Origin of the sequence: Micromonospora sp. NPDC048842 (assembly GCF_040649935.1) — a bacterium.
Taxonomy (GTDB): Bacteria; Actinomycetota; Actinomycetes; order Mycobacteriales; family Micromonosporaceae; genus Micromonospora; species Micromonospora hortensis.
In genome coordinates this window covers 1-25,777 of the sequence record NZ_JBEZGK010000010.1, presented here as the reverse complement: position 1 = coordinate 25,777, position 25,777 = coordinate 1, and the positions used below count along the sequence as shown (strand labels likewise).

Here is a 25,777-nt window from a genome sequence, read left to right as displayed (position 1 = left end):
TACCGTCAGATAGAACGAACGTTCTGTCTGTGAGAACCATACCGACCTGGACCCGCGCCCTCAAGACCGACCGTTCTATCTTGACAATCCGATCGGTGGTAGCGCGCTACAGATCCGACATCACGCGCGGTGTGTGCCCGGCCGTGCGGTTACGCGACGAAACGGCCTATCGCGGCGACCGACCCGCGTCACGCCTCGGAGTCGCGATCTCCGGACGTCTCCCGACCGATCGGCGAGGCGGAAACCTCCAGCGGCCGGCCCCGCCTTCGCAACGCGTCCAGGAGCGCGACCACCGCCAGCACACCGGCCACCACGCTCAGCCCGGCCATCGGCGTCCAACGGGCCAACAACGGCGTGAACAGCAGCAGGGCGGCCAAGCCGATGATCTGGGATCGGGATACACGGCCGAAGATCTCGTATTGCAGCCGTATACGGGCGACGAGGAAGAGCATCGGACCGCCCACCACGAACAGCAGCCAACTGGGTCGAGGCTGCCCGAACGGATGATCGATCACCAGCTCGTAGCCGACCGCCGTGACGAGCACGCTGAGCACGATCAACAGATGCGTCCGTTCCGACACCGCGCCCAGCCGGCCGGGCATACCCGCCCGGTCGAACGCCTCAGTCAGCAGCAGACCGGCGCGGTGGAAGTAGATCCGCCAGAGCAGCGCGCTGGTGGCGAACGCGACCGCGAAGGCGGCTGCCCGCTCCGCGGAGTAGTCCGCGCCGCTGAAGACCACGCCGATAACCAGAATCGACTCACCGAGCGCGATGAGGACCATCTGCTGGTAACGGTCCGCGAGATGGGTGCCCGCGATCCGCCACCGACCCACCTTCGAGACCCCGAGCCACGGCAGCGGCCAGCCCAGTGTCCAGGCGACGTAGTCGACAGCGAGGGCGACAACCCACAGCGGCAGGCGGAGGTGATCCGGGCCCAACGCGCCGGCCAGCCACAGCGGAGCGCTCGCCAGAGCCCACACGACAAGCCGGAAGGGCACCAGCCGTCGCGGATGGCCACGCAGCGCGACGGCGACCACGAGCGGCCGCACCACCATCACCAAGAGGTACGCGACAGCGAACGGCAGCGCTCGCTCCTCCATGGCGCGGGGCAGCGTCACCGCCATGACCAGGCCGGCGAACATGGTGCCGACCACGACGGCCTGGATGATCGGCTGCTCCGGTTCGTACCGGCTGGTGATCCAGGCGGTGTGCGACCAGATCAACCAGAGCGCCAGAAAGAGCAGCAGGGTACGCCCGACCCCCGTGACGAGCGCCCAGCCAGTGTCGTCGCCCAATCCCGCGAATCGTTGCGAGACCCGGGTGAGGGCCACAACGAAGGCCAGATCGAAGAACAGCTCCAGGAACGTCGCCCGACCCGAACTCCGTGGAGGGCGCAGCAGCTCGGCACCCCGCCCCGCCGCCATCGTCCGCCTCCGTCCGCCCCTGACTACCAACGAGCCGGCCACCAGCGGAGTTGCGTCAGCGCTTCACCTGGCGTCTGGCGTGGCACCGCACGCCGGTGTCTCTGAGGTGCAGATCGTGCGGCTGAGCGCCGTTGACGTGTGCCTGCCGCCGGGAGGGGTTACTGGTTGGATACCCTGCGTCGGTGCTCCGACCTCCACCTCATGACACAACCCGCCCGCATGGGCCCCAGGTGCACAGTGGATGAGGTAGAGGAGGGGTGGACGCCCGCCGATATGGATGACCTGAACATCATCTGGAACCAGGCCGCTGATTACGGCGCTGACGGCGAGGCTCCCGACGGCACTCCACCCGGGATCGTGCAGCTGTCGTACCTGCTACGTGTCTACAACTCGGTGATGGGTGGTGGCCTGGGCTTCGCGGTCGAGGTGAACGAGCCCTTCCGGCTGAGACGAGCCGTGGACGCGATGCGGTACTTCGGTTTGGCGGAACTCGCCGAGCTGCTAGCAGACGTCATCGAGCACGACCTGGACGGTGACCACGCCGATTCCCGGGACGACGACCTGGAGACCCTCCTCGGCCCCCGAGGCGAGCCCGTGGCGACGGCGTTCAGAGCCAGAGCTGCTGACAGCCCCGTCGACTTCGGCCTGGAATGACGGCGGCGCGTCTGGCGTGACCGTGACGGGCGGGCGTTGACCGGTCATGGCACGAACGCGGAGGGCAGCCCGAGTTCGGCCCGGGCCACCTCGATGAATCGGCGCTCGGCCTCCCACAGGGCGTCGAACCGATCCGCGGGCAACGCCTGGGCCTCGCTACCCGCTCGTGTGGCCGCCAGGAGCCGGGCCTGGCGCACCAGCTCCGACGAGCCGCTCACCACCTCGACGTTGCCGGCCACCAGTCGAAGCGCGGTCTTGGTGCTCTCCAGTCGCTCCCGGTAGCGGCTGCCCTCGTCGTCGAAGAACGGCATGAGATCACCCGGTTCACGCGGGCGCGGCACGGCGGTGATGCGCGCCGCCGGGTTGAGGACGTGGGCCACGTACTCCCGGACCGCGCCGATGAAGTCGGTGTACGCGTTCAGCCGGATGTCTCGCCACTGTCGATCCTGGTCGCGCCGCCACAGCCGATCCTGAGCCCGGACGGTGAGCCATCCACCGATCAGGACGGCCAGCATCGTCGTCGCCGCTGTGACACCCGCCTGGATCAGACTCACCGGCACCACCGTTCGTATTGATCGATGACTCACACTACCGTCCGTTGTCACCCGCTCCGGGAGTCGCGCGACGGCCCGGCTCCGCAACACCCAGACACCGGTTGGATATTGAATTAGGCCAATGTATCGTGGGAACGCTCCCAGACCGCGTCCACCACCCACCTGCTCGAGGAGCTGAACATGTCACGACGACGTCGTCGCCCGGCCGCCATGCTGGCCGGGTTGCTCGTTCTGGCCCTGGCTGCGTCTCTGTCGCCACCATCGCCGGTGGCCGGCACCGCCGCGGCCGGCCCATCCAAACCCCGTGCTGTGCCACTCGCTGAGCTGACAGTGGTCTCCGAACGGGTGGCCTTCGGTCTGCAGCGTCCCATCGCGATCACGGGGCTGCCGGACGGCCGGATGCTGATCGCGGAGAAGAACGGCACCGTCCGCGCCTACCACCCCGACACCGGCCTCGCACCCGACCCGGTGATCGACCTGACCGCCCGGATCGACACGTCGGACAACGAGCGCGGCCTTCTCGGCATCACTCCGGCGCCGAACTTCGCGCGGACCGGGATGCTCTACGTGGCCTACACCAGCCTGCCGGCCGGCGCGCTGACCCTGGCGCGAGTGCCCATCAACGCTCCTGACCGGGTGCAGGTGCTACTCACCCAGGAGCACGCCGAGTACGGCAACCACAACGGCGGACAGGTGGCCTTCGGCCGCGACGGCTACCTCTACTGGTCCCTCGGCGACGGTGGCTTCGCGAACGACCCGTTCAAGAGCGGCCAGAACCTCGGCACCCTGCTCGGCAAGATCCTGCGAATCGACGTCAACCGCAGCTGCGGGGGAAAGCCCTACTGCGTGCCCTACGACAACCCGTTCGTCCGCACGGCGGGCGCGCGGCCGGAAATCTGGGTATACGGGCTGCGCAACCCGTGGAAGTTCTCCATCGACCCGGCCGACAACTCGCTGTGGATCGGTGATGTCGGTCAGGGCCTGATCGAGGAGATCAACCACGTCCGCCCGTCGCAGCGTGGCGCGAACCTCGGCTGGTCCTGCCGAGAGGGCACGCCGGTCTTCGACGAGACGCAGTGCCGGCCGGGCGTGCGGCTCACCGACCCGATCGTCGAGTACGACCACTACATGACGGAGAACTGCTCCATCATCGGCGGCCTGGTGTACCGGGGGTCCGTCACCCCCGAGGCGCGGGGCACCTACATCGCCAGCGACTACTGCTCGACCCGCGCTTTCGCCGTGCGTCCCAAGTCCACGGGCGGCTACGAGACCGCCGAGATCGGCACCTTCCCCACCCAGCCGACGGCGTTCGGCGCCGATGTGAACGGCGAGCTGTACGTGCTCAGTGACCTCCCGGGGTGGCTGAGCAAGGTGCGGTTCGAGCGGGTCCAGCCGACCCCCACCGGCGGGGCGGCGATCCGCTGAACCTCGGGTGACACCCGCGCTACCTCTGGGGACGGCCGCGTTCGGCGGCCGTCCCCAGGCTCACTCCGATGCAGACTCGGGCACCTCTGTTTGCAGGACACCCATCCTGGCTTAGAAGAGGGTCGGTTGTGACGGATCGTCGCAGCCGTGATCAGGCTGACGCCGCCCCCGCTCGGAGCTGGTCGCGCCCCACCAGCTCGTACGGTCGGGATCAGGGTGCGGCGGCTCAAGGGGCGGCCGCCCACCCGCTTTCCGGCCCGGTAGGAGGGCTGTACCGTCGCGCCATGGTTGATCAAGAGTTCTCTTGCCGCCGCTGCGGCCGGCGCCACGAAGGCCTCCCATTCTCCTACGGGGCCGAAGCGCCGGCGTACTGGCGCGACGATCTCGCCAGCGACGAGGGCAGCGTTCTCGAAGACGAGACCTGCGTCATCCAGGCGCAGCACTACTTCGTCCGGGCCCGGCTGGTCATCCCCGTCCTCGACGCCGAAGACGACTTCGACTGGGGCGTATGGGTGTCGCTCAGCAGGGACAGCTTCCGTCGCACTCTGGACCTGTGGACCACCCCAGGCCGGGAGCAGGAACCGGCATATTTCGGTTGGCTGTCCACCGAGCTTCCGGTGTACCCCGTGGGAACGCTGAACCTGAAGACAGAGGTGCACTCCGGGCCAGTCGGCACTCGTCCACATGTCGTACTCGAACCAACCGACCACCCGCTGGCAGTGGAACAACGCAGCGGTATCACTATGAAACGCGTACAGGAGATCGCGGAGCTGCTCCTCCACCCACGGGGATAGCTTCCATGTCCGGGTTCCTCCACGCCGCCGGCCTGCGTCAGACCGGCTCGCCGCCGATGCCGATCTCGTTGCCGTCCGGGTCGCGGAAAGTCGCCTTGCGGACGCCGTTGTCGTAGGTCTCGCGCACGGCCGGCTCCAGGCCGCGCTCGACGATCTGGGCGATGCGGGCGTCGAAGTCGCTGACGAAGACGGTGTGCATGGCGTGCCCGGCGTGGTCGGGCCGCACCTCGATGAACACGTACCGGTGCTCGGCGAGTTCCCACACCGCCTCGGTGTCGTTCGGTAGGAACGACGGCGGGGCCCCGAGGAGTCGCTCGTACCAGGCCGCCGCGGCGGCGTAGTCGCGAACGGGGATGCCCGCGAACAGATCTACGGTCATGACGCCATGCTAGGGGCTCGACCCCGGAGGATCAGAAAAATGACAATCGCCCTGATGCGGCACCCGACCTTACGGCGATGCTGGCCCTCCGTTCGGCCCATCTCCGCCGTTGGCGCTTGAGCGGGGCAGCACCAGCCCTAACGGCCTCATAAGCTCCACGGGCTCCACTGATCAATCCCACGGAGGAACCCGGTAATGCCCAAGCAACTCGCCCGGCGCTGGCTTGCCGGGTTCGGGGTCGTAGGCGCGCTCATCGCGGCCTCCGCCATCCCCGCCTTCGCCGCCCCTGCCGCCGAGGACCTCGATTTCTACGCCAGAGATGTGGTTGTCGCCCCCGGCGGCCCTGCAAAAGGATCGAACCTCTCTGCCCGCACCCGCACCAGCACCATGGAGTGGGGCGAATACACCGTCAAGGTGGACCGGAGCAAGGTCGCTGGCTTCGCCGACGTGAGGAACGACGGCGGTGCTGACTCCTGCACCGAGTCTGGTGCGATCCTCACCTGCAAGGTGGTGGCAGAAGAAAACGACTACTACACGTACATCACCATGGTCAACCTGGTCGTGCGAGCGAAGAAGAGCGCCAAGCCCGACCAGCAGGGCGAAATCAAGTTCACCATCACCGATAGTGACGGCGGTTCGGCCACCCACCGCTCGAGAGTCAGCATCGGTGAGGGCGTGGATCTCGCCGGCGTCGAGCAGGGGCTCCAGCTGACAGGCGTCCTCGGCGGCACGCTCGACGTCCCGCTCACGGTGGCGAACCGCGGCGAGAAGGCCGTCCACAGCGTGGTGCTGTACTTCGAAGGCGGCTACGGTTTCGGCCCGTCGAAGCGGTACAAGAACTGCGAGTACAGCCCCGCCGACGCCTTCCGCCACGCCTTCGCCTGCCGGTTCCCCAACACCATCGAGCCGGGCGGCGCCGCACGACTGGACTCCAGCTTCGGTTTCACAGTGCCGGCCGACGACTCGGCCCCGAACGGTCACACCGGCTCGGCGCGCTGGCACACGCCGGCAGACTGGGAGGAGTTCCAGTCCCACAACCCAACGCGACTTGGGCAGCAGGGCACCGAGGAGGAGCTGAGGCTTGAGCCGGTTGGTCTGCAAAGTAGGTCGCGGCAGACAGACATCAACGACCGAGACGACAATACGGTGATGAGACTTCTCGTCAGCGGTGACCAGGGGGCTGAGGTGGCGGCGCTCGGGACGCCGGCGACCGCGACCGGAAAGGTCGGCGCCACGGTGCCGTTGAAGGTCGGCTACGTCAACAACGGCCCGGCGGCTGTCAACGTCGACGGAGCCAAGGACCTCCGGGCCCGTACCGTGCTCTCGCTGCCGAGTGGCGTCACGGCCGTACGCGTTCCGATGACCTGCTCGAGCCGCGGCGACTGGGTGCCTGGGAAGCTCGGCGCCAAGGAGTACCGCTGCGTCGAGCACAGACGCCTGGCGCAGGGCGAGAAGATCGAGTACGAGTTCGAGCTGCGCCTCGACGAGGCCGGCACCCGGGCCGCCCAGGTGCAGCTGACCTTCGACACGGGCGTGGATCTCAACCCAGCCAACGACAGCGCGAAGATCACCATCATCGCGAGCGCTGACGGCGGGAGCGAGAGTCCCGGTGGGGATGACGGCCAGGGAGGCGGGGACACCGATGGCCCGCTGCCGATCACCGGTGCCAAGGCCGGCCTGACCGCCGGCATCGGTGGCGTACTGCTCGCCGCCGGCGCTGCGGGCTTCGTGGCTGCCCGCCGCCGCAAGACCCGCTTCGTCGCCTGATCCACTCCCTGCACCAACCGTGCCCCGTCGACCTCAGGTCGGCGGGGCACGGGCTCGCCCTCGGCACCTGCCGTGACTCCGCACGGTCGTCGCCCTGGCGCTCAAGAGCACTCGGCCCTGAGGTCGCGCAGCCTGCCGCAGCGGTTAGTGACCTCGGTCCGGGCGGAGGAAGCACGACAGCAGCTGCCTGAACTCCTGCGGGTGCTCGATCGACGGCACGTGCCCGCATCGGCCGAACACGTGCAGACGGACGTCGGCCAGGTGGTCGAGCAGTGGCTGGGCTGCCGTCTCGAGCGGGGTGACCCGGTCCTCGGCGCCGTGAACGAGCAGCACGGGCGCGCGCACCGCTGCCAGCGTTTGCGCCGAGAGGGTGAGCTCGTCGACCCATCGTGCCCTGGGCGGCGGGAACAACGACGCGAATGCGGCCGCCCCCGCTCGCATCGCGGCTGCACGGGCGTCGACGGCCGAATCGGTCACGAGTACTTGGTCGAGAACGAGGCGACCCAGCATGTCTCGGGCCCCGATCGGGCCGGCGGGGGCGGCCCAGACCGCGTCGAGCTCGGCGGACAGCGGCGCCCCGGGGGCGCCCATCGTCGAGACAGCCACGACACGGGTGACCTGCTCAGGGCGCGCGGCCGCCAACGCCAGCGCCACAGCACCGCCCATCGAGTGACCCACCACGTCGTAGTACTCGATACCGAGAGCATCCATCAGGCCCGCGGCCTGCTCCGTCCACAGCCGGAGCCCAGCCCTGGAGCCCGCCGGGAGGGGTGTACGTCCGAACCCCGCCTGGTCGGGAGCGACCAGGTGCCAGGACGTGCCCAGCGCCTGCGCCGTCGTTGCCCAGGCGCCGGACCCGGTCGTGCCGGGTCCGGAGCCGTGCAGCATCAGCACCGCGTGCCCCGAGCCGCTATCCAGGACGTGGACGGGGCAACCGTCGACTGTGACGGTCCGAAGTGCGGTCACCAGGGCAGGCCCGGTGCGCTCATGCCGATGCGGGGTCGACGGACTTCGAGAAGAGCTCCATCATCGCCCTGCCGAATTGCGGCATGTCGGGCCACCCCCGGCAGGAGACGAGGTTGCCGTCCACGACGTCGGGAGCGTCGATGACCGTCGCGCCCGCGTTCTCCATGTCCCCGGTGATGGGGGGAAAGCACGCCGTCTTTCGACCCTTCAGCAGCCCGTACACCGCTGGTACCTGCGCGCCGTGGCAGACCAGTGCGATGGGTAGGTTGCGCGCGAAGAAGTGCTCGGTGATGCGCCTGACGTCGGCGTCGACCCGGATCCACTCGGGGGCGCGTCCCCCGGGAATGATGAGGGCGTCGTAGCGTTCGACGTCGACCTGGGCCCAGGGCACGTCGACCGGCAGCTTGCGGCCGTTCTTCTCCACGTAGGCATCGGAGTTGGGGTCGAACTCGTGGATGACCAGTTGCACGTCGCGCATCGTCCGTGACGAGACGTCGACGTCCCAGCCGCCCTCCTGCACGCGGTAGTAGGGATACATGGTGTCGAGCTCCTCGGCGGCATCGCCGGTCAGGAGCAGCGCTCTGGGCACCTGCTTCTCCTCGCATCTAGGGGCGGGTGAGGTGGATCCAATCCGATCCGATCAGGATTGAGTTAGCATTCCTGGGCCCAGCGCGCTCGTCAAGCCTCTACCGCCATTGCGCCCGCGCCCTCGATCTCGTCGAACAACCGTCGAAAACGCTCGCCGGACCGCAAGATGTGCCGACGCATCGCGTACGCGGCGGCGTCCGGGTCACGCGCGGCGATCGCGGCCACCACCTCCTCGTGCTCGGCCATCGCCAGGTGAGTGACCTGGGTGTCGTGGTGAAGCCGGAAGAGGTGCACGTGGCTGTGCAGGCGAGCGAGCGCTTCACGGATGACCTGGTTCTCCGCGCTCAGGGCGACGAGATCGTGAAAGGCGGCGTCGCGTAGCCCGAAGGCGCCATAGGCCGTGGGCCCGTTGCCCCCCTCCAGCTCCGCCATCTCCTCCAGCATCCGTCGCAGGCCGGCCACCTGCTCCGAGGATGCGCGTTCGGCGGACCTGCGCGCCGCCGCCGGCTCGAGGAGCAGGCGGACCTCGAGCATGTCCTCGAATCGGTGACGGGTGATTTGGGGAGGGATGCGGTAGCCGGCATGGGGTACGCGCACTACCAGACCCTCGGCCTCCATGCGGTTCAGAGCGTCTCGGATCGGCGTCTGTGAGACCCCCAGCTCCCGAGCCAGGACGTCGATCGTGACGCGGGAGCCAGGCTCGATCCGTAGCGACATCAGCTGTCCGAGCAGCGTGTCGTACACCTCGTCGGCAAGCCGGCCGCCAGATCTTCCCGGCGGCGTTGCGCCCGTCACGGCCCTGCGGCCCCGCACGATCATCGCTTCGTCGTCCATCGTGACGTGAGGTCCCTTCCTGCGCCTTCGCGAACCTATTGACATCAGTCACAACGCTGCGGCATGCTGACGCCCCCACGCGATCGTATAGGAAAAGTGACGAACGCCCGCCATCCTGCACATCGCGGCACCGCCCGCCACCGCTCTACTTCGATCACCTGGAACTCCCATGAGCATGCTCGACGTCCTGCTCGGGTCGTCACCGGGTCGCAGCTGGACCGACGGACTTCTCGACGGCAGGGAGACCCAGTACATCGCGGTGTACTCGTGACGCCGGTCCCCGCGACGGCCCGGCAACACGCCTGAACAACCCAGCAACTGCTCGGCGAAGCACATAGCGAGGCCTTAGAAGTCCCCATCCAGAAAGCAGGCAAGAAGATGCGGTATCCGAAGCGAATAGGACGATTGTCCGATCCCGGCCGGAAGGTGCAGCTGGCGACGGCGGCCATGCTGTTGGTGGCCACGACCATGACGGCTTGCGGCGAGGGCAAGGACGACGGCGAGAAGGCGAGCGCCCCCAAGGCGCCGGCGACCATCCCGGAGCTCACCAAGGATCCGCTGACCCTCAGCTTCATCTGGTTCGACTGGCCGCCCGCCAAGGCACTGGAAGCCTTCGCGAACGCGGAGTACAAGAAGGAACGACCGAACGCGACCATCAAGGTCAACACCGTGCCGAACGCGAACTGGCACGACGCCATGTTCACCCAGTTCGCGGCGCGCAAGACCGACTTCGACATCGCGATCCTGGACTCGCAACACATCGGCGAGGCCGTGACGAACGGCAACATCCTCGACCTCACCGACTTCGTCAAGGAGAACATCGACGTCGCGGCCTACAACCCGTACCTCCTGGCGGCCTACGGCCAGTTTCCCCAGGCGGAGACCGGCAAGCGCGACGAGAACGCCAGCCTGTACGGACTGCCGCTGCTCGGCGACACCTGGACGATGATCTACCGCAAGGACCTGATCGGCGACAAGCCGCCGCAGACCTGGGACCAGATGATCGCAGCCGCCGAGAAGTGCCAGGCGGACAACCCTGGCGTCAGCGGGCTGGCTTTCCACCAGGCCAACGGCTCCGATGCCGCGGCCGTCACCTACAACACTGTCAACGGTGTCTACGGCGGCAACCTTTGGGACTCCAAGACTCGCAAGATCGATGGCGTCATCAACGACGCAGCGGGCCAGGAGGCGATGGACGTCCTGGTCAACAAGATGAAGCCGTTGACCGCCAAGGGCTCCGGCAACTGGTTCATCGACGAGGTGAACGCGGCTGTCGCCCAGGGCAAGGCCTGCATCGCGTTCAACTGGATCGCCGCGAGCGGCGGCCTGCTCGATCCGAAGCAGTCGACGCTCGGCACCACCCGGGAGCAGATCCTCGACAAGCTGGGTTTTGCCACCCTGCCGAGCCAGAAGACGAATTTGGTCCCTCTCGGCGGCATGGGGATGCACGTGTCGGCCTACTCGGCCACGGCGAACCAGACCGAGGCCCTGAACTTCATGAAGTGGTTCGAGCGGGCTGACGTCCAGAAGAAGTGGGCCGCGGCAGGTGGCGTGCCATCGCGTACGGACGCCCTGGAGTCGCCCGAGTTCCTCAACGCCGGGCCGTTCAACCAGGTGTACACCGACTCGGTTCCGCGGATGCGGGACATGTGGAACGTGCCCGAGTACGCGCGCCTCGTCGACATCGAGAACACCAACGTGAACGCGGCTCTCAACGGTGCGAAGAAGCCGAAGGATGCGCTCGACGACATCGCCAAGGAGCAGCAGAGCGTCCTCGACTCCGGCAACCGCAAGGGTGGCGGCGGACTGTGAGTGACCCCGTCCCTCTGACGACCGACGATCCCGGGCAGGTGGCGTCCGCGAGCCCACCTGCCCGGGGTCGGTCCCCTCGGCTGAGCGACCGCTGGCTCGCCGTCACCTTCATCTCCCCCGCGATGCTGCTGTTGCTCGCCATGTCGGTGTTCCCGTTGCTGTGGGCGTTGTACCTGTCTTTCACCGACTACTCGGCCACCCGCGGAGGGCCCGCCAATTTCATCGGATTCGGGAACTACACCGCCATCCTGACGTCGGCGCAGGTCCACACGAGGGCCCTGACGACGTTGATCTACGTGGTCGGTGCGGTCGGCCTACAGACCGTGCTCGGATTCGGCATCGCCTACCTGATCTCGCGGCGCACACATGGGCGAGGAGCGCTGACCACTCTGTTCCTGGTCCCGATGATGCTGTCGCCGGTCGTGGTCGGGCTGTTCTGGCGCTTCATGCTCGACGCGCAGTTCGGCGTGGTCAACAGCATGCTCGGCTCGATCGGCCTGGGGCAGGTGGAGTGGCTCACCCGGCAGCGGACGGCACTGCTGTCCCTGATCGTGGTCGACACCTGGCAATGGACGCCGTTCATCATGCTCATCGCACTCGCGGGCCTCACCGCGGTTCCCAAGTACCTGTACGAGGCCGCCTCGATCGACCGGGCGTCCGAATGGTTCCGGTTCCGCACCATCACTCTTCCGCTGGTATGGCCACTGCTTCTCATTGCCGTGATGTTCAGGGCCATCGAGGCGTTCCGGCTGTTCGACCTCGTCTACATCCTCACCAACGGTGGCCCGGGTGTCTCCACCGAGACGTTGTCGTTCCACATCTACAAGGTCGCGTTCCTGGGCTTCAACACCGGAACCGCTTCGGCGTACGGGATCCTCATGGTCCTCGTCGTCATCGTCCTCACGCAGTTCTACCTGCGCTACCTGAACAAGCTCAAGGAGGGCTGATGGCCGTCTCCGTCGACGAGGCCGTGTCCACAGGTCCTGCCCGGGATCACACGCCCCCCGCGCGCCGCCTTGGCAGCCGAGGCCGCTCCGTGCTGGAGGTCACGCTGCTGACCGTGCTGGCCGTCGTGATGCTCTTCCCGGTGCTGTGGATGATCGAGACGTCCATCAAGGAGAACCGGGACGTCTACGCCATCCCGGCGAAGCTGTTCGACTTCACAGTCACTCTGGACCATTACAAGGACGTGTTCGTCTCCCCCGACGGCGGTCGCTCGGCCTTGTCCGTCTCGTTCCTCAACTCCGTCGTGGTCGCCGGAGCTTCCACGGTGCTGGCCACCGTGCTGGGAGTCCCGGCGGCCTGGGCCTACTCACGCTTCGCCGTGAAGGCCAAGAAGGACCAACTGTTCTTCATCCTGTCCACGCGTTTCATGCCGCCCGTGGTGGTCGTGATCCCGATCTTCCTCATGTACCGCCAAGTCGGACTCATCGACAACAAGCTCGGCTTGATCCTCATCTACAGCGCGTTCAACGTCCCGTTCACGATCTGGATGATGAAGGGCTTCGTCGACGAGGTGCCCGCGGAGTACGAGGATGCCGCCATGCTCGACGGCTACACCCGTTTACAGGCGTTCCGGCGATTCACCCTTCCCCTGCTCGTGCCCGGCATCGCCGCGACGGCGGTCTTCGCACTCATCTTCTCGTGGAACGAGTTCGTGTTCGCCACATTCCTCACCTCCAGCGACGACGTCCGGACGGCCCCACCCGCCATCGCCGGCCTCATCGGCGGCACCACGACGGACTGGGGTCTCGTGGCCGCCGCCTCCGTGGTGTTCGCCCTGCCGGTGCTCGTCTTCGCGTACCTGGTGCGCAAGCACCTCATCGCCGGTGTGACGCTCGGGGCGGTGCGACGCTGATGGCAGGCATCGAGGTGACAGCACTGCACAAGCGCTACCCCGACGGGACGGTAGCGGTCGAACACGTGGACCTGTCCATCGGTCACGGCGAGCTGTTCGTGATGCTCGGCCCTTCGGGTTGCGGCAAGACGACCACGTTGCGGGCCATAGCCGGCCTGGAGCGGCAGACGACGGGCGACATCCGCATCGGCGACACGTTGGTCAACGACATGCCGCCCGCCGAGCGCGACATCGCCATGGTGTTCCAGTTCTACGCCCTCTACCCGCATCTGAAGACCCGCGACAACCTGGCGTTCCCGCTGCGGGCAGAGGGACTGCCCAAGCCGGAGGTGCACGAGCGGGTCACCGAGGCTGCCCGGCTGATGAGGCTTGGTCCGCTCCTGGACCGGCGACCGCGCCAGTTGTCCGGCGGGGAGCAGCAGCGCGTCGCGCTGGCTCGCGCCCTGGTGCGGCGGCCGCGCGCATTCCTCATGGACGAACCTCTCACCAATCTGGACGCGGAGCTGAGGGCGGACATGCGTACCGAGATCAAGCACCTGCAGGGGGAGCTGGGGGCGACGATGGTCTACGTCACCCACGACCAGGTCGAGGCGATGTCGCTCGGTCACCGAATCGCCATCCTCAACAAGGGCCGCGTCGAGCAGATCGGCACGCCGCTGGAGGTCTACGACCGTCCCGCGAGTCTCTTCTGCGCCGCTTTCATCGGCTCCCCACCGATGAACCTGATCGAGGTGGAGGTGGCCGACGGGAAGCTGCGCGGTGAGGGCGGACTGGCCCTCGCGCCACCGCCAGGCCTGCCGCGCGACCGTCGCCTGGTCGCAGGCGTCCGGCCGGAGGCGCTGGAAGTCACCGCACCAGGGGCGGAACAGTCGGTCCCGGCCCGCGTGGTCTCGGCGGAGTGGCTGGGCGACGAAATCATCTACGTGGTCGACCACGGCGGCCAGCGCGACGTACGGGTTCGCATGCCACCGACTGTCCGTTTCGCGGCTGACGCAACGGTCGGGTTGCGGCACACCGGCGGGACCCCGGCGGTCTACGACGTGAGCACGGAAGAGCTGGTGGCCTGATGGGAACCGTGGCAGTGCACGGGCTGCGCAAGTCCTTCGGAAAAGTCCAGGCCCTCGACGGGGTGACGCTGGACGTGCCGGACGGCTCGTTCTTCGTCGTACTCGGGCCCTCCGGGGCAGGCAAGACGACGACCCTGCGAGCGATGGCCGGCCTCGACAAGCTTGACGCCGGGTCGGTGCATCTGGACGGCAGGGACGCCACCGGTGACACCCCGGCCGCACGCGACCTGGCCATGGTCTTCCAGAGCTACGCCCTCTACCCGCGACACACTGTGTACGAGAACATCGCTTCGCCGCTACGGGCACGCCGCTGCTCCTCACGTGAGATCGCCGCTGCCGTCGAGCAGATGTCGAGCCTGCTGCACATCGAACGTCTGCTGCAGCGTCGTCCCGCCCAGTTGTCGGGCGGTGAGATGCAGCGTGTCGCCCTGGCCCGGGCGCTGGTCCGTCGCCCCCGCGCGTTCCTCATGGACGAACCGCTGACGAACCTCGACCTCAAGCTCCGCGTCGAGATGCGCACCGAACTCACCCGCATCCACCGGAGCCTCGGAGCGACCTTCGTCTACGTGACGAACGACCAGGTCGAGGCCCTGTCCATGGCCGACCAGGTCGCGGTCCTCAAGGAGGGGAAGGTGCAACAGGTCGGAACGCCGACCGAGGTGTACGAGCGTCCCGCCAACCAGTGGGTCGCGGGATTCGTCGGGAGCCCGCCGATCAGCCTGCTGGCCTGCCACGCCGAGGGAGATCGTCTGGTCGGTGCGGCAGGCTGGACGCTACCGCGGCCCCGCTGGACCACGGCCGAGGACGGTCGTGAGCTGCTGCTGGGCCTGCGGGCGGAGGACCTGTCCGTCGAGCAACGTGGGCACGCGTCGTTGTCGGGTGAGCTCTACGGGCTCGAGCCACTCGGTGACCGAACGGTGGTCGACGTCCGAGTGGGGACGGAGATCCTCAAGGTCAAGGCACGACCCACAGTCACCGGTACGCCGGGCGAGCGGCTGCTCGTCACTGTCGACCTGGATCGTGCGCACCTGTTCGATGCGGGCACCGGGCTGTCGCTGTCCGAGGCGGGACGGTAACGGCGCCCGGCGGCGACGGCGACATGCGCCCGCACCCGGTGATCGAGCCTCTGTGGACCGTCACCAGCGAGCACGGCGTGACGACGCTGAGACGACAGTGGCCCGCGAAGGCGATCGGCGGCGCGGGCTTCGCCCCGCCCAGCAACCTCTCCCCCGACGAGGGCGTGTGACCCGTCCGTCTCCGCGCACAGCGCGATCGCTGAGGCACGCCGGACATCACGAAGAAGATCACAGGAGGCGACGCGATGAGTGACCCGATGAACGTGCTGGCCCCCGAGCATCGGCGGCTGCGGATCGGCGACGCCTGGCGCGACGCCGCAAGCGGAGCCACCTTTGCCGTCGAGGACCCGGCCACCGGCAAGACCATCGCCGAGGTGGCGGACGCCGACGTCGTCGACGGGCTCGCCGCCTTGGGTGCGGCGAGCAAGGCGATGGCGGAGTGGGCGGCGACCCCGCCGCGCAAACGATCAGAGTTGTTGACCGCTACGTACCGGGCACTGACCGAGCGATCCGAGGAGGTTGCCCGGCTGATAACGCTCGAGATGGGCAAGCCGCTCGCCGAGGCCCGGGGAGAGGTGGCGTACGGCGCCGAGTTCTTCCGTTGGTTCGCCGAGGAGGCGGTGCGCGTCGAGGGTCGCTACAGCATCGCTCCCGCGGGTGGATATCGCATCCTCACCGTGCCGAAGCCGGTCGGACCGTGCGTCTTCGTGACGCCCTGGAACTTCCCGTTGGCCATGGGTGCCCGCAAGATCGCTCCAGCGTTGGCCGCGGGCTGCACGACGATCACCAAGCCAGCGGGCCAGACGCCGCTCACCATGCTGTTCCTGGCCCGCATCATGGAGGAGGTCGGCGTTCCTCCGGGCGTCGTCAACGTGGTGACCACCAAGCGTTCCGGCGATGTGGTCTCCGCACTGCTGGCCGACGGTCGGACCCGCAAGCTCTCGTTCACCGGGTCGACCGAGGTCGGGCGCGTACTGCTACGGCAGGCTGCGGACAACGTGCTGCGCACGTCCATGGAACTGGGCGGCAACGCGGCCCTGATCGTGTGTGCCGACGCTGACCTGGACGTCGCGCTCGACGGTGCCATGGTGGCCAAGATGCGCAACATCGGGGAGTCCTGCATCGCGGCCAACCGGATCTACGTCGAGGAGCCCGTACGCGAGGAGTTCGCGGCGCGCTTCGCCGAGCGGATGGGCGCGCTTTCGGTGGGCCACGGTCTCGACGACGGCGTGAACGTCGGGGCGTTGATCGACGAGGCATCGGTCACCAAGATCGACGAGCTGGTCGCCGACGCGGTCGATCGCGGCGCCCGGGTCCTGGTGGGCGGCGAGCGTCCCGATGGCCCGGGCCACTTCTACCCGCCTACGGTCCTCGTCGACGTGCCCGAGGACGCCCGGATGCTGAAGGCGGAGATCTTCGGCCCGGTGGCGCCGATCATCTCGTTCACGTCCGACGACGAGGTGATGGCGAAGGCCAACGACACCGAGCACGGCCTGGCCGGGTACGTCTTCACCCGTGACCTCCAGCGGGCGCTCCGGTTCGCCGAAGGGCTGGACACGGGGATGCTCGGCATCAACCGTGGCCTGATATCGGATCCGTCAGCTCCGTTCGGAGGCGTGAAGCAGTCCGGGATCGGCAAGGAGGGGTCGCACGAGGGCATCCTCGAATACCTCGACCTCACCTACGTGGCGATCGACCTCCCGTGAACGGCCTGCCGCTCCGGGCGCCCGCCGCGCGCGCCTGCGCCACCCGGGCGGCCAACCTCGCCGACGCCGTCCCGGTCTCGCAGATGACCTGGACGTCCGCCCCGCTCATCGCCGCCGACGTTCCGGAGAGGCACTGACATGCTTGAGACCGTCCGCGGACCACGCCAGCTGATAGTGGGCGAAGGGGTCGCGCAGAACATCCCACGAGTGGTGGCCGAGAGTGGCTCGCGAGTCCTCATCGTGACCGACCAGATTCTCCTGGGGCAGCCGGGCGTGGCCGAGATCGTGGCCGCCGTGCGGGAGAGGGTCAAGGCCGTCGAGGTGTTCTCCGACGCGACTCCAGACGTGCCACTCTCCGATGTCGCAGTGGCCGTCTCGGCCGCCGCCGAGGTGGACGCCAACGTGATCCTCGCCGTCGGGGGTGGCACGGTGATCGACCTCGCCAAAATCGTCGGCGTCATCCGGCGCCACGGTGGGAGCCCACGCGACTTCTACGGTGAGTCGAAGGTGCCGGGGCCGACGATGCCTCTCGTCGCGGTCCCGACGACGTCAGGCACCGGCTCCGAGCTCACACCCGTCTCGGTGTTGACCGACCCGGACCGCGAGCTGAAGGTGGGGGTTTCCAGCGTCCACATCGTGCCCGACTTCGCCATCGTCGACCCCGAACTCACCTACAGCTGCCCGGCGACCGTCACCGCCCACTCGGGCATCGACGCGTTCTGTCACGCCGTGGAGAGCTACACCGCGCAACCCCGGGCCCACGGCCCGCGCGACCCAGTGGAGCAGGTGTTCCTCGGCCGCAACCCGATCACCGACCACTACGCGCTCCGCGCCGCGGAGCGAATCGCCCGTAGCTTGCGCCGTGCTGTCACTGACGGAGGCGACACGGACGCGCGCGCTGACATGTCCTATGGGTCCATGCTCGCCGGGCTCGCCTTCTCCCATGCGGGCAACGCGGCCCCGCACGCTCTCCAGTACCCCATCGGCGCAGCCACGCACACGCCGCACGGCGTGGGCGTCGGGCTGCTCCTGCCCTACGCGCTGGACGCGGCCAGGGATGCGATCAGCGACCGGCTGGCCATCCTCGCCCGGGTGTGCGGGCTCGACGTGACCGACGCCTCCGACGCCGAGGCCGCAGACACGTTCCTCACCTGGCTCGACAGGCTCCTTGCCGACATCGGCATCCCTCGCACCTTGGCGGACATCGGCGTGGCACGCGCCGACCTCCCGCGCTTCGCGGAGATGGCCAGTGGCGTCACCCGCCTGATCCAGAACCATCCGGGCCCGACCGACACCGCCAGCCTGACCGCGATCCTCGAAGCGGCCTGGACCGGGGACCGGAACCGACACGCCCTGACTTCCAGTGGAGACAGTGACCGGCCCTCCACATGACGACGAGTTGACTGCCCCCACCCTGGGGCTCGGCGTGCTCGGCCACGTCATCGCGCCGGACGTAGCTGCCCCCTCGGTAGAGCGTCCCCGGCAATCCAGCCCAGGGATGCTGGATCATGTCCCGGTCTCGGGAACCCATGAAGGAGGCCATGCCGGCGGCGGTAGCGACCCGCCACCTACACCGAGATCGTTCCGCGCGCATTCGTAGTACCTGTCGCGGTACTTCTCCATCTCCCGAATCGCCGGCAGCCACTGCTCGGCATCCGTCAATCGTCCACGTGCGTACCAATCGAGACGGTGGACAGCTTGATGCCAATCACGGGCAGCAGCAACAGTCTCCGGGCTGCCCAATAGCAGCATCGATTCCCACCGCGCTCCACGATCGTCCTCCGCTGCGGCCAGGAGCGGGAGTCCCTCTTCCGGGGTCAGGTGGGCTGCGGAGTGGTCGAACCCTCGTGCTGCCGCGATGCGACACGACAGGTAGGCCCACCGCTTGACGGAGCCGCCATATTCGGCATACACCCGCATGCGGCTCTCATCCCAACGGACCGCCTGGCTGCGTCGCCAACGTGCTCGCTCCCCCGCGCTGCTGACAAGGTAAGAGGCGAGGGCTCCCACGATCACGCCGATCAGCGCCGGAAGCTGCTGGGCAAAGACAACCATCGACCATCCAAACCTGGCGCGGACCCGCAAGACCCGCCACGATCGTCACTCAACCTCTGCCGCACATCCGCCGCCAACGATCGCAGACGCGCGCAAGGCATACCCCGCGGCGAGGGGGTGGATGTCCACCGGCACCACGTAAGACCACTGCGGACACGCCGGCACGATCGTGACCGAGAGCGTCCACCGGCACCAACTACGGCCGGGTGCTCCTGGGCGGCTCGGTCGTCGGCCGATAGCGCCCTCCGCCGGCAAGCGTCGACCGGCATGACTGGAAAGAAGCTGTACGGCGGCGCTGCCGTTAGGGCGGCTGCCGCATCATTGACTGATGAGCGACCCCAGGATGCAGGTGCGAGCACGGGTGCGGCACGAGCCTGACCGCTCATACGCCGTACTGGTCGAGGGTCCGGACGGCGAGGTGGAGGTAGGCCGCACTGATAAGACAGCGGATCTCTGGGCACTGGCCCAGGCCGGTGCAGCTCGCCTATTCGGTGAAAGCCTCGGCGCGGACAATCTCACCCTGCACGTTCCCCAGCCGCCCTACGGCCAGGACGGGCAGTGGGTTCGCATCGTCTTCGTGGCGGATCGGGATGACCCCTCCGAGAGCGCCGACATCGGTGTCCTGGCGCAGGCGCGCTGGTTCGGCCACGAAGGCGCCTGGTTCGTAACAGTCACCGGTACCGGTACCAGCATCGTTCCGAGCGAGCACCTGGACTTCGAACCAGTTGTCACTGATGAACAAGTAGCGGCGTTCCACACCTACATCACCGCTGCGGCCGCAGGCTGAGGCCGTGCCGCCCGTCCGCCGCTGACCCGCACACGGTGGAGCGGGCACGCCCTCCGATGACAAGCTGGAGCGCCCCTTACCGGACGAATGCGCTTGTCACCGCAGGCAGGTCTGCTCTGCTACTGCCTGGTCGAGGGTCGACGGGGTGGCCACCCATCCCCGCAGCCTGAGCGCCCCGCCGGAGGCGGCCTGGGAATACGCCCCTGTGGGCGAGGACCGCCGCGCCGGCCGCGCTATCGCGACCCGCCTACCGCAGCGGTGAGGCGGCACGAACTATCGCCCCACGATCGTCGATGCGCTTCCCAACGTCGGCAAGAGCTGGAACAGCGTAGGGTCGGCGTGCAGAGAAGGACTTCGCGCCCGCCGCGGGTCTCCTGTCACCTGCCGCCGCGATCAGGCGAGTACCACGCTGCACGTTCACCGACCTGCTCCAGGAGGTTCGATCATGTCCAAGGACTCGACGAGCAAGGCGAACGTCAAGAAGAAGGGCAAGACGATCAAGGAGAAGCAGACTGCGAAGCGCCTGAAGCGCGACGAGCAGAACGGGCAATCCTCAAACATCGTGTCCACCGGGCGCTGACGCCGGCAGAATCGCTCCATTCTCCGAGTACGGCAATGACGGTGGGGACTGACAATCGTCACGTCCCCACCTGCCGCTGCTGCCGTAGAACCGCGGGCCAGTCGCAGAGTCCCAGAGGATCCGGCGGGCGCTGGGACGCCGAGCGAGGACCAGCAGACCGCGGATGATGAGCTACGCCCCATTCCGAGATGAGAGCCGCAGGCAAAACCGCTGCGGTGGAGCTGGCTGACGCAGCGAGCATGAGGTCCCCCACTGCCCACCGACGCCGCTCCCGCTCGCGTTGGGCACCTCAAGAATCCGCTGCGGCCTGGTGCTGCGGGGCGAGCACTCTGCCGGTCATCTTCCGGTCACAGGCGGATACGAACAGCCCTTCAATGAGACCGGCATCAGGATGGGCCACCACCACCAGACCAGCGCAACGCCGCAACCGCCCGCTGGCGGTCCGCGGCGCCGCCGTCGGCGAGACCGTTGACCTCCGCGGGCTATCTGGCCACGATCATTCGTACCACCATCACGTACGCCGACAGACCGCACCGGATCGCCTACCCATCAGCCGAGCATGGGACGCTCAAGCTCCGTGACCAACGGGGCACGCCGCGTGGCCCCGGACACTACCGCCACAGCCCGCGCTATCCCTGGCAGGACAGCACCGCCCCCGATCCCACACCCCTTGTGCCCGGAGGAACGCAGACCATGGACCACGCATCTCAGCTCATCCAGGAGCGGAGTGCCCCGCCGGCCACGCTGGTGATCTTCGGCGCCTCCGGTGACCTGACCCGGCGTAAGCTGCTGCCCGCCATCGAGAGCCTGGCTCGGCACGAGCGGCTCCCGGACCAGTTCGCGCTGGTCGGCGTCGCCCGTACGTCGATGACCGACGAGCAGTTCGCCGAGAGCGCCCTCGGCGAACGCACCCTCGTCAGCAAGCGCCAGCTCCAGGGCGGCGTACGGTACGTGGCCGGCGGCTACGACGACCCGGAGACCTACAAGCGGCTCGTCGAGACCCTCGACGAGCTGGACGCACAGCGGGGCACGTCCGGCAACCGGCTCTTCTACCTGTCCACCCCGGCCGGGGCCTTCGAGCCGGTGATCAACGGACTGGCCGGTGTCGGGCTCAACCAGCCACGCGAAGGCTCATTCTCCCGCCTGGTCATCGAGAAGCCGTACGGGCGCGACCTGGTCACGGCCCGCGAGCTCGACGGCGTCGTGCACAGCGCGTTCGACGAGCGCCAGGTCTTTCGCATCGATCACTATCTGGGCAAGGACACTGTCCAGAACGTGCTGGCGCTTCGCTTCGCGAACTCGATCTTCCAGCCCATCTGGGATCGCTCCTGGGTCGACCACGTGCAGATCACCGTCGCCGAGACCCTCGGCGTCGGCAGCCGCGGCGGCTTCTACGAGGACGCCGGCGCGATGCGGGACATCGTGCAGAACCACGTGCTCCAGGTGCTCGCGCTGGCACTGATGGAGCCGCCGGCCTCATTCGAGGCTGAGGGCCTGCGCAACGAGAAGGTGAAGCTGCTGCAGGCGATCCGGCTCCCCACCGACCGGGACATCGCCGAGGCGGCGGTCCGGGGACAGTACACCCGGGGCGGCACCCGCGAGGAGCTGATGGCCGGCTACCGCGAGGAGGCCGGCGTCGACCCCCTGTCGCGGACCGAGACCTACGCCGCGATGCGGCTCAACGTGGACAACTGGCGCTGGGCGGGAGTGCCGTTCTACGTCCGCACCGGCAAGCGCCTACCGGCCCGGCTCACCGAGGTGGCGCTACAGTTCCAGCGGCCGCCGCACCTGCCGATCCCGACCGACCAGCTCACCGGTCTCGATGCTGACGCGCTGATCCTGCGGATTCAGCCGAACGAGGGCATCTCGCTGCGCTTCGGTGCCAAAGTGCCGGGCCACTCCTTCCGGGTCCGCACCGCCACAATGGAATTCTCCTACGACCAGACGTTCGCCGAGGAGTCCCCGGAGGCGTACGAGCGTCTGCTCCTGGACGCGCTGATCGGTGACGCGTCGCTGTTCATCCGCAGCGACGAGGTGCAGCAGTGCTGGCGGATCGTCGACCCGATCATCGACAACTGGGAGAAGGACAACTCGCCGATCCCCACCTACGAGGCCGCCTCCTGGGGCCCGACCGACGCCGACCGACTCATCGGCCGGCACGGCCGCAAGTGGCGCAACTCCGCGTGACCCTGCCACAACGAGTGTGACCGCGCTGCTGAGCCCTATCGCTTGGTCTCACCACCGACGCGCAGCGCGGTCCTCTCAGTGAGCCGGTCATCGGAGTCGATGGCCGGCCTTGCGGACGGGTCAGTGACTCTGGCTGCGATTTGCGTCCAACGGCACCACAAGGGCCAGCCTGCGCCTGAACGATGTAGCGACGTCGACGGGCGGCAGAGCCGGGGTTTCGGACCGGCGGGCGGCGTCGATGGGGCCGTTCGGCATCGGGGCCGGGTGGTGCAGGTGTCAGATCACCGGATTGGTCACTCGGCTGCGCCCCGGGAGGCTTTTTTTCCAGCGTGCTCCTTGGGTCCTGGCGGCAGAGGTGCCCCGCCTCAACCCTGGTTCGGTAACCTCGCGCCGTGATGTCTGCTGATCAAGAAGGCTGGTCGTTCGCCATCGCACGCGTACCGGCCGAGTTCGCGGCTGCGGTCCACCTGCTCAGACCAGGCGTGGAGCACGCTTGGAACAGCGAGGAAACCCTGTGCGGCCTCGTCGAGGACCAGATCGAGTTGTGCCGGCACCTCTTCGACCGCGAGGACGCCGCAGCCTGCCCGACCTGCCGGCAGCAGGCCGCCGTCGCCCCTACCCGCCCCTGCGATCAGGAACGCCTTTACGACCGGGTCCTGGCGGCTGCGGCGGGACCAACGCGCGACGAACTGCTCGACGCTCTGCACCGAGGTGCCGAGATCAAGCTGTGGATCAACGGCCCCGCCGTCAGCCTGGCCAAGCACTACGTCCAACTGGAGCATTCCGTCGAAGGCGGCCCCGCCATGGTCGCGGCGCTTAGCGTCAACAGAAGGGTCGGGCTTGCCAGGGTCGAGCACGGACCGTGGCAGTTCATCGTTGTCCTGCCCGACCACGGGCTTCCCCTGATCGCCCGCGCAACGGCCGGGCGGTAGGCATCCGGCCTGTGCCGTCCGGCTACGGGGCGTTCCCGGCCGACAAAGGTTCCGGATCTTGTCGCCAGCTCAGAGCGACGCCTTTTGTGACCGATTCCGGCCGCATCAGAGCAGGCGTTTCAAGGCCTGGGTAAGTCCGACGCCCTTAGCGTGGGTAAGTAACCGCTTGCCGAGTTCGTGGTCGCCCCAGGTCTGGATGCGGTCGGCACTGTACGAAGTGTGGCGTTTCTCGAAATCCATCGCTCGCACGTCGCGATCGTCGAGGTCGGCCACCAAGTGCTTGCGGGTGGTAAAAAAGGTCGATTTGCCGTTCTCGGTGCGGAGGAACTCCTCTTCCCATACCACTATCTTCTTCAACCCACCGTCCGGCAGCAGGACCACGTAGTGCTGCTCGTGGGTGGTTTCTTGTTGCGTGACGTTCCGGTGCTTGGTGTTGCGCTGGATGTGATGGTGACGTCGATCGAGCAGCCAGTGGGATCCGACGACGTCCACCCGTCGGGCCACCGCGACCCGCTCCGACCTGTTCTCGACCCTGGTGAACAAATCGAAGAGGCCGTATCTGACCTCCACCTGCTTTGTCTGCGTCTGGTATTCGGTCGTGGTGTAGGAGATGGCGCTTTCCCTCGCCTTGCGGGTCTCCCCGGCGACGCGCTTGGCATAGGCCCGGATGCGCGCCCAGTCCGGGGTGGTGGCTTCGTAGGTCTTCTTGTCAGGCAACGGTTCCTCCCACAACGTCAGGCGCTGCCTCAGCCACGCGGGACGGGAGCGCGACTGGCTCGTACCTCATGCGGGCCGTCGTTACGGCCCGATCACTGGCCGCCTCTTGCCGATGACGGCACATGCACCTCCGACGCGGGATCGCTCGAGTTACATCGGCCGTCTGAACGGGCTGACTGCCGCGGATCTTCAGCGTTAGGTCGAGACGCCCGGTGACGGCGGTCACGACCTCATTGACTACCTGATGGTCAACAACGCCCACGGGCCATCGCTGACTGGCTCGCAGGTCAAAGTATTGGTGCACCTGCGCTTCGATAGCGGCACTGTGCAGCTAGAGCAACGATCCGCCACCATGACCAAGCCTGCCTGCCGATAGATGGGAGACCGCTTCATGGGACGGCATCGGGGCGCCGAACTCCTCCACATGCTTCCCCGTCTGAATGAGCAATTTAATCACTGGTATGCCGACGTCGGGGGTCAACCCCTCTCTGCGAACAACGTCCAGATACTCACGCATTTCTACTAGCCCTTGGGCATCAGTGTGCACAGATGGAAGAGTCATGCGAAGGATCATTGACATACGGCCAAGGCCATCGCTAGCCGCCCATGCCAAGAATTTTCGAATCTCATTTAGATACTCATTTTTCTGACTTTCGGAAAGCTGGTGGTCCATGAGACACCTCTTGCATTTCTGCTAGGCGTAACCGGGGGCAGGCTCAGCGGAGATGTCGAGGATCACCTCAGCCGCGCCCACACCCTCGAGCGGCGGTCGATCGGGCAGTCCGCGCAGATGACTATCGTCTTCGGTTGGTGGCCGCCCTTGGGAGCTTCCAGATGCCTGCGAGGATCGGGGTCACACACCGGGCAGTATCGTGCCTCCCGGCCCCTTCCCCACTCAAACGCTTAGGCAAGAAGGGGACCGGAAACCGTTTACTATCTCGAGTATGGACCACAGACGGGTCCTGGCGGTCGAGGCTCAGGCTCTGGCCGTGGAGGGAGCCAGCAGTAGGATTACAGGGCGGCGGGTTTACGACGGGGTTGCAGTTTCCGACATTCGAGCTGGCAGTTGCTCGTTATCTCAAGCCAAATGAAATGCGTATCCTGCAGCCGATGGCCAGGGCCCGTGAGAACACAGTCCATGTAGCACCTCTCGCTCGGATCCATTGTGCGCGACGGGCACGATGAGACTTCCGGTGACCGAGTGCTCCTTTAGGCTGAACATGGGTACCCGCTGGACGTGACGCTAGACGTCTTACCCCGGCGCCGCAATACGCCGGACGGCTGAGGGCCCCGCCGTCACGGTCAACGACGTCGGCTCATGCCAGGTGCACGACATTGGGAATTTTCATCCGTGCGCCTCGCAGCTCCACTTCGCATGACTCTATTTCGGTCGAGCGGGGACAAAGAATGATCGAATCGGACCCGCTTCCTCTATGGAATCGACCTGAGTCGCAGGACGCAGTCCGTGAGCTGCGAATAAGCAGGAGCCGCTCGGTGGGCCAAGACGACGGCGTCTAGTACCAACGCCGTTCAGTTAAGCGGTTGGGCGGATCGTCAAGGCGTGTCTGAGGCGTAAAGCAGCGGAGCTCCGGTATAGAGGGTGGTCACTCTAAGA

24 protein-coding genes are annotated in these 25,777 nt (G+C 67.3%); 16 read left to right on the top strand and 8 right to left on the bottom strand.

Annotated elements, in window-relative coordinates; genetic code table 11:
- Positions 1–188: 188 nt before the first annotated feature.
- Entirely contained in the window at positions 189–1,424 is a 1,236-nt protein-coding gene (locus AB0C19_RS16245; protein WP_357185395.1) for a low temperature requirement protein A, read from the bottom strand.
- Positions 1,425–1,661: 237 nt separating this feature from the next.
- On the opposite strand from AB0C19_RS16245, the gene AB0C19_RS16240 reads away from it, so the two are divergent.
- Entirely contained in the window at positions 1,662–2,078 is a 417-nt protein-coding gene (locus AB0C19_RS16240) for a hypothetical protein (RefSeq protein WP_357185392.1), read from the top strand.
- Between the two features lie 44 nt (positions 2,079–2,122).
- On the opposite strand, the gene AB0C19_RS16235 is transcribed toward AB0C19_RS16240, so the two are convergent.
- Positions 2,123–2,632, bottom strand: coding sequence for a hypothetical protein (locus AB0C19_RS16235; protein WP_357185389.1), 510 nt, complete (start codon positions 2,630–2,632; stop codon positions 2,123–2,125).
- A gap of 180 nt (positions 2,633–2,812) precedes the next feature.
- Between AB0C19_RS16235 and AB0C19_RS16230 the strand changes: the two genes are divergently transcribed.
- Together AB0C19_RS16230 and AB0C19_RS16225 are read left to right on the top strand one after the other, a co-directional pair.
- A complete protein-coding gene (locus AB0C19_RS16230) occupies positions 2,813–4,057 on the top strand; it encodes a PQQ-dependent sugar dehydrogenase (RefSeq protein WP_357185386.1) in 1,245 nt (414 codons plus the stop codon).
- Positions 4,058–4,341: 284 nt separating this feature from the next.
- On the top strand, positions 4,342–4,851 hold the full coding sequence (locus tag AB0C19_RS16225) for a DUF2199 domain-containing protein (RefSeq protein WP_357185383.1): 510 nt from the start codon (positions 4,342–4,344) through the stop codon (positions 4,849–4,851).
- A gap of 37 nt (positions 4,852–4,888) precedes the next feature.
- Here AB0C19_RS16225 and AB0C19_RS16220 read toward each other — a convergent pair whose 3' ends face one another.
- On the bottom strand, positions 4,889–5,230 hold the full coding sequence (locus tag AB0C19_RS16220; RefSeq protein ID WP_357185380.1) for a VOC family protein: 342 nt from the start codon (positions 5,228–5,230) through the stop codon (positions 4,889–4,891).
- Positions 5,231–5,425: 195 nt separating this feature from the next.
- Between AB0C19_RS16220 and AB0C19_RS16215 the strand changes: the two genes are divergently transcribed.
- Positions 5,426–6,997, top strand: coding sequence for an LPXTG cell wall anchor domain-containing protein (locus AB0C19_RS16215; RefSeq protein ID WP_357185377.1), 1,572 nt, complete (start codon positions 5,426–5,428; stop codon positions 6,995–6,997).
- Between the two features lie 144 nt (positions 6,998–7,141).
- On the opposite strand, the gene AB0C19_RS16210 is transcribed toward AB0C19_RS16215, so the two are convergent.
- The 3 genes from AB0C19_RS16210 to AB0C19_RS16200 all read right to left on the bottom strand — a co-directional run bounded on the left by AB0C19_RS16210 (position 7,142) and on the right by AB0C19_RS16200 (position 9,385).
- Positions 7,142–7,963 (bottom strand): alpha/beta hydrolase, encoded by an 822-nt coding sequence (locus AB0C19_RS16210; protein WP_357185374.1) that lies wholly within the window; start codon positions 7,961–7,963, stop codon positions 7,142–7,144.
- Between the two features lie 19 nt (positions 7,964–7,982).
- Positions 7,983–8,552 carry a DJ-1/PfpI family protein gene (locus AB0C19_RS16205; protein WP_210781253.1) on the bottom strand — a complete coding sequence of 190 codons (570 nt, stop codon included), beginning with the start codon at positions 8,550–8,552 and terminating at the stop codon, positions 7,983–7,985.
- A gap of 89 nt (positions 8,553–8,641) precedes the next feature.
- The gene (locus AB0C19_RS16200; protein WP_357185370.1) at positions 8,642–9,385 is read right to left on the bottom strand and encodes a GntR family transcriptional regulator; all 744 of its coding nucleotides are present in this window, start codon (positions 9,383–9,385) and stop codon (positions 8,642–8,644) included.
- A gap of 378 nt (positions 9,386–9,763) precedes the next feature.
- Between AB0C19_RS16200 and AB0C19_RS16195 the strand changes: the two genes are divergently transcribed.
- The 8 genes from AB0C19_RS16195 (at position 9,764) to AB0C19_RS16160 (ending at position 18,296) form a co-directional block, all read left to right on the top strand.
- Positions 9,764–11,197 (top strand): extracellular solute-binding protein, encoded by a 1,434-nt coding sequence (locus AB0C19_RS16195; RefSeq protein WP_357185367.1) that lies wholly within the window; start codon positions 9,764–9,766, stop codon positions 11,195–11,197.
- The gene (locus AB0C19_RS16190; RefSeq protein WP_357185364.1) at positions 11,194–12,144 is read left to right on the top strand and encodes a sugar ABC transporter permease; all 951 of its coding nucleotides are present in this window, start codon (positions 11,194–11,196) and stop codon (positions 12,142–12,144) included. Before AB0C19_RS16195 ends, AB0C19_RS16190 begins: the two co-directional genes overlap by 4 nt.
- Positions 12,144–13,055 (top strand): carbohydrate ABC transporter permease, encoded by a 912-nt coding sequence (locus AB0C19_RS16185; protein WP_357185361.1) that lies wholly within the window; start codon positions 12,144–12,146, stop codon positions 13,053–13,055. Before AB0C19_RS16190 ends, AB0C19_RS16185 begins: the two co-directional genes overlap by 1 nt.
- Positions 13,055–14,122: an ATP-binding cassette domain-containing protein gene (locus AB0C19_RS16180; RefSeq protein WP_357185356.1), complete on the top strand. Its 1,068-nt coding sequence runs from the start codon at positions 13,055–13,057 to the stop codon at positions 14,120–14,122. The genes AB0C19_RS16185 and AB0C19_RS16180 overlap by 1 nt, the downstream gene beginning before the upstream one ends.
- Complete coding sequence (locus tag AB0C19_RS16175) at positions 14,122–15,198, top strand: ABC transporter ATP-binding protein (protein WP_357185353.1); 1,077 nt, start codon at positions 14,122–14,124, stop codon at positions 15,196–15,198. Before AB0C19_RS16180 ends, AB0C19_RS16175 begins: the two co-directional genes overlap by 1 nt.
- 245 nt (positions 15,199–15,443) lie before the next feature.
- Positions 15,444–16,904 carry an NAD-dependent succinate-semialdehyde dehydrogenase gene (locus AB0C19_RS16170; RefSeq protein ID WP_357185350.1) on the top strand — a complete coding sequence of 487 codons (1,461 nt, stop codon included), beginning with the start codon at positions 15,444–15,446 and terminating at the stop codon, positions 16,902–16,904.
- Positions 16,901–17,041, top strand: coding sequence for a hypothetical protein (locus AB0C19_RS16165; protein ID WP_357185347.1), 141 nt, complete (start codon positions 16,901–16,903; stop codon positions 17,039–17,041). Before AB0C19_RS16170 ends, AB0C19_RS16165 begins: the two co-directional genes overlap by 4 nt.
- Before the next feature lies 1 nt (position 17,042).
- A complete protein-coding gene (locus tag AB0C19_RS16160; protein WP_357185344.1) occupies positions 17,043–18,296 on the top strand; it encodes an iron-containing alcohol dehydrogenase in 1,254 nt (417 codons plus the stop codon).
- Positions 18,297–18,410: 114 nt separating this feature from the next.
- Here AB0C19_RS16160 and AB0C19_RS16155 read toward each other — a convergent pair whose 3' ends face one another.
- Positions 18,411–18,959 (bottom strand): hypothetical protein, encoded by a 549-nt coding sequence (locus AB0C19_RS16155; protein ID WP_357185341.1) that lies wholly within the window; start codon positions 18,957–18,959, stop codon positions 18,411–18,413.
- Between the two features lie 328 nt (positions 18,960–19,287).
- Between AB0C19_RS16155 and AB0C19_RS16150 the strand changes: the two genes are divergently transcribed.
- The 4 genes from AB0C19_RS16150 (at position 19,288) to AB0C19_RS16135 (ending at position 23,445) form a co-directional block, all read left to right on the top strand.
- Positions 19,288–19,746 (top strand): hypothetical protein, encoded by a 459-nt coding sequence (locus AB0C19_RS16150; RefSeq protein WP_357185338.1) that lies wholly within the window; start codon positions 19,288–19,290, stop codon positions 19,744–19,746.
- A gap of 445 nt (positions 19,747–20,191) precedes the next feature.
- Positions 20,192–20,326, top strand: a complete 135-nt coding sequence (locus AB0C19_RS16145) for a hypothetical protein (protein ID WP_258395732.1) — start codon at positions 20,192–20,194, stop codon at positions 20,324–20,326.
- A 693-nt stretch (positions 20,327–21,019) separates the two neighbouring features.
- Positions 21,020–22,513 carry a glucose-6-phosphate dehydrogenase gene (zwf, locus tag AB0C19_RS16140; protein ID WP_357185334.1) on the top strand — a complete coding sequence of 498 codons (1,494 nt, stop codon included), beginning with the start codon at positions 21,020–21,022 and terminating at the stop codon, positions 22,511–22,513.
- Between the two features lie 392 nt (positions 22,514–22,905).
- The gene (locus AB0C19_RS16135) at positions 22,906–23,445 is read left to right on the top strand and encodes a hypothetical protein (RefSeq protein WP_357185331.1); all 540 of its coding nucleotides are present in this window, start codon (positions 22,906–22,908) and stop codon (positions 23,443–23,445) included.
- Between the two features lie 105 nt (positions 23,446–23,550).
- Here AB0C19_RS16135 and AB0C19_RS16130 read toward each other — a convergent pair whose 3' ends face one another.
- Positions 23,551–24,162, bottom strand: coding sequence for a hypothetical protein (locus tag AB0C19_RS16130; protein WP_357185329.1), 612 nt, complete (start codon positions 24,160–24,162; stop codon positions 23,551–23,553).
- Positions 24,163–25,777 lie beyond the last annotated feature (1,615 nt).

Excerpts from the sequence above, each read along its gene's own strand:
- AB0C19_RS16245 (WP_357185395.1), bottom strand. The coding sequence starts at position 1,424 with ATGGCGGCGGGGCGGGGTGCCGAGCTGCTGCGCCCTCCACGGAGTTCG.
- AB0C19_RS16230 (WP_357185386.1), top strand. The coding sequence starts at position 2,813 with ATGTCACGACGACGTCGTCGCCCGGCCGCCATGCTGGCCGGGTTGCTC.
- AB0C19_RS16225 (WP_357185383.1), top strand. The coding sequence starts at position 4,342 with ATGGTTGATCAAGAGTTCTCTTGCCGCCGCTGCGGCCGGCGCCACGAA.
- AB0C19_RS16220 (WP_357185380.1), bottom strand. The coding sequence starts at position 5,230 with ATGACCGTAGATCTGTTCGCGGGCATCCCCGTTCGCGACTACGCCGCC.
- AB0C19_RS16215 (WP_357185377.1), top strand. The coding sequence starts at position 5,426 with ATGCCCAAGCAACTCGCCCGGCGCTGGCTTGCCGGGTTCGGGGTCGTA.
- AB0C19_RS16200 (WP_357185370.1), bottom strand. The coding sequence starts at position 9,385 with ATGGACGACGAAGCGATGATCGTGCGGGGCCGCAGGGCCGTGACGGGC.
- AB0C19_RS16195 (WP_357185367.1), top strand. The coding sequence starts at position 9,764 with ATGCGGTATCCGAAGCGAATAGGACGATTGTCCGATCCCGGCCGGAAG.
- AB0C19_RS16185 (WP_357185361.1), top strand. The coding sequence starts at position 12,144 with ATGGCCGTCTCCGTCGACGAGGCCGTGTCCACAGGTCCTGCCCGGGAT.
- AB0C19_RS16180 (WP_357185356.1), top strand. The coding sequence starts at position 13,055 with ATGGCAGGCATCGAGGTGACAGCACTGCACAAGCGCTACCCCGACGGG.
- AB0C19_RS16175 (WP_357185353.1), top strand. The coding sequence starts at position 14,122 with ATGGGAACCGTGGCAGTGCACGGGCTGCGCAAGTCCTTCGGAAAAGTC.
- AB0C19_RS16170 (WP_357185350.1), top strand. The coding sequence starts at position 15,444 with ATGAGTGACCCGATGAACGTGCTGGCCCCCGAGCATCGGCGGCTGCGG.
- AB0C19_RS16160 (WP_357185344.1), top strand. The coding sequence starts at position 17,043 with ATGCTTGAGACCGTCCGCGGACCACGCCAGCTGATAGTGGGCGAAGGG.
- AB0C19_RS16155 (WP_357185341.1), bottom strand. The coding sequence starts at position 18,959 with ATGGTTGTCTTTGCCCAGCAGCTTCCGGCGCTGATCGGCGTGATCGTG.
- AB0C19_RS16150 (WP_357185338.1), top strand. The coding sequence starts at position 19,288 with ATGAGCGACCCCAGGATGCAGGTGCGAGCACGGGTGCGGCACGAGCCT.
- AB0C19_RS16145 (WP_258395732.1), top strand. The coding sequence starts at position 20,192 with ATGTCCAAGGACTCGACGAGCAAGGCGAACGTCAAGAAGAAGGGCAAG.
- zwf (WP_357185334.1), top strand. The coding sequence starts at position 21,020 with ATGGACCACGCATCTCAGCTCATCCAGGAGCGGAGTGCCCCGCCGGCC.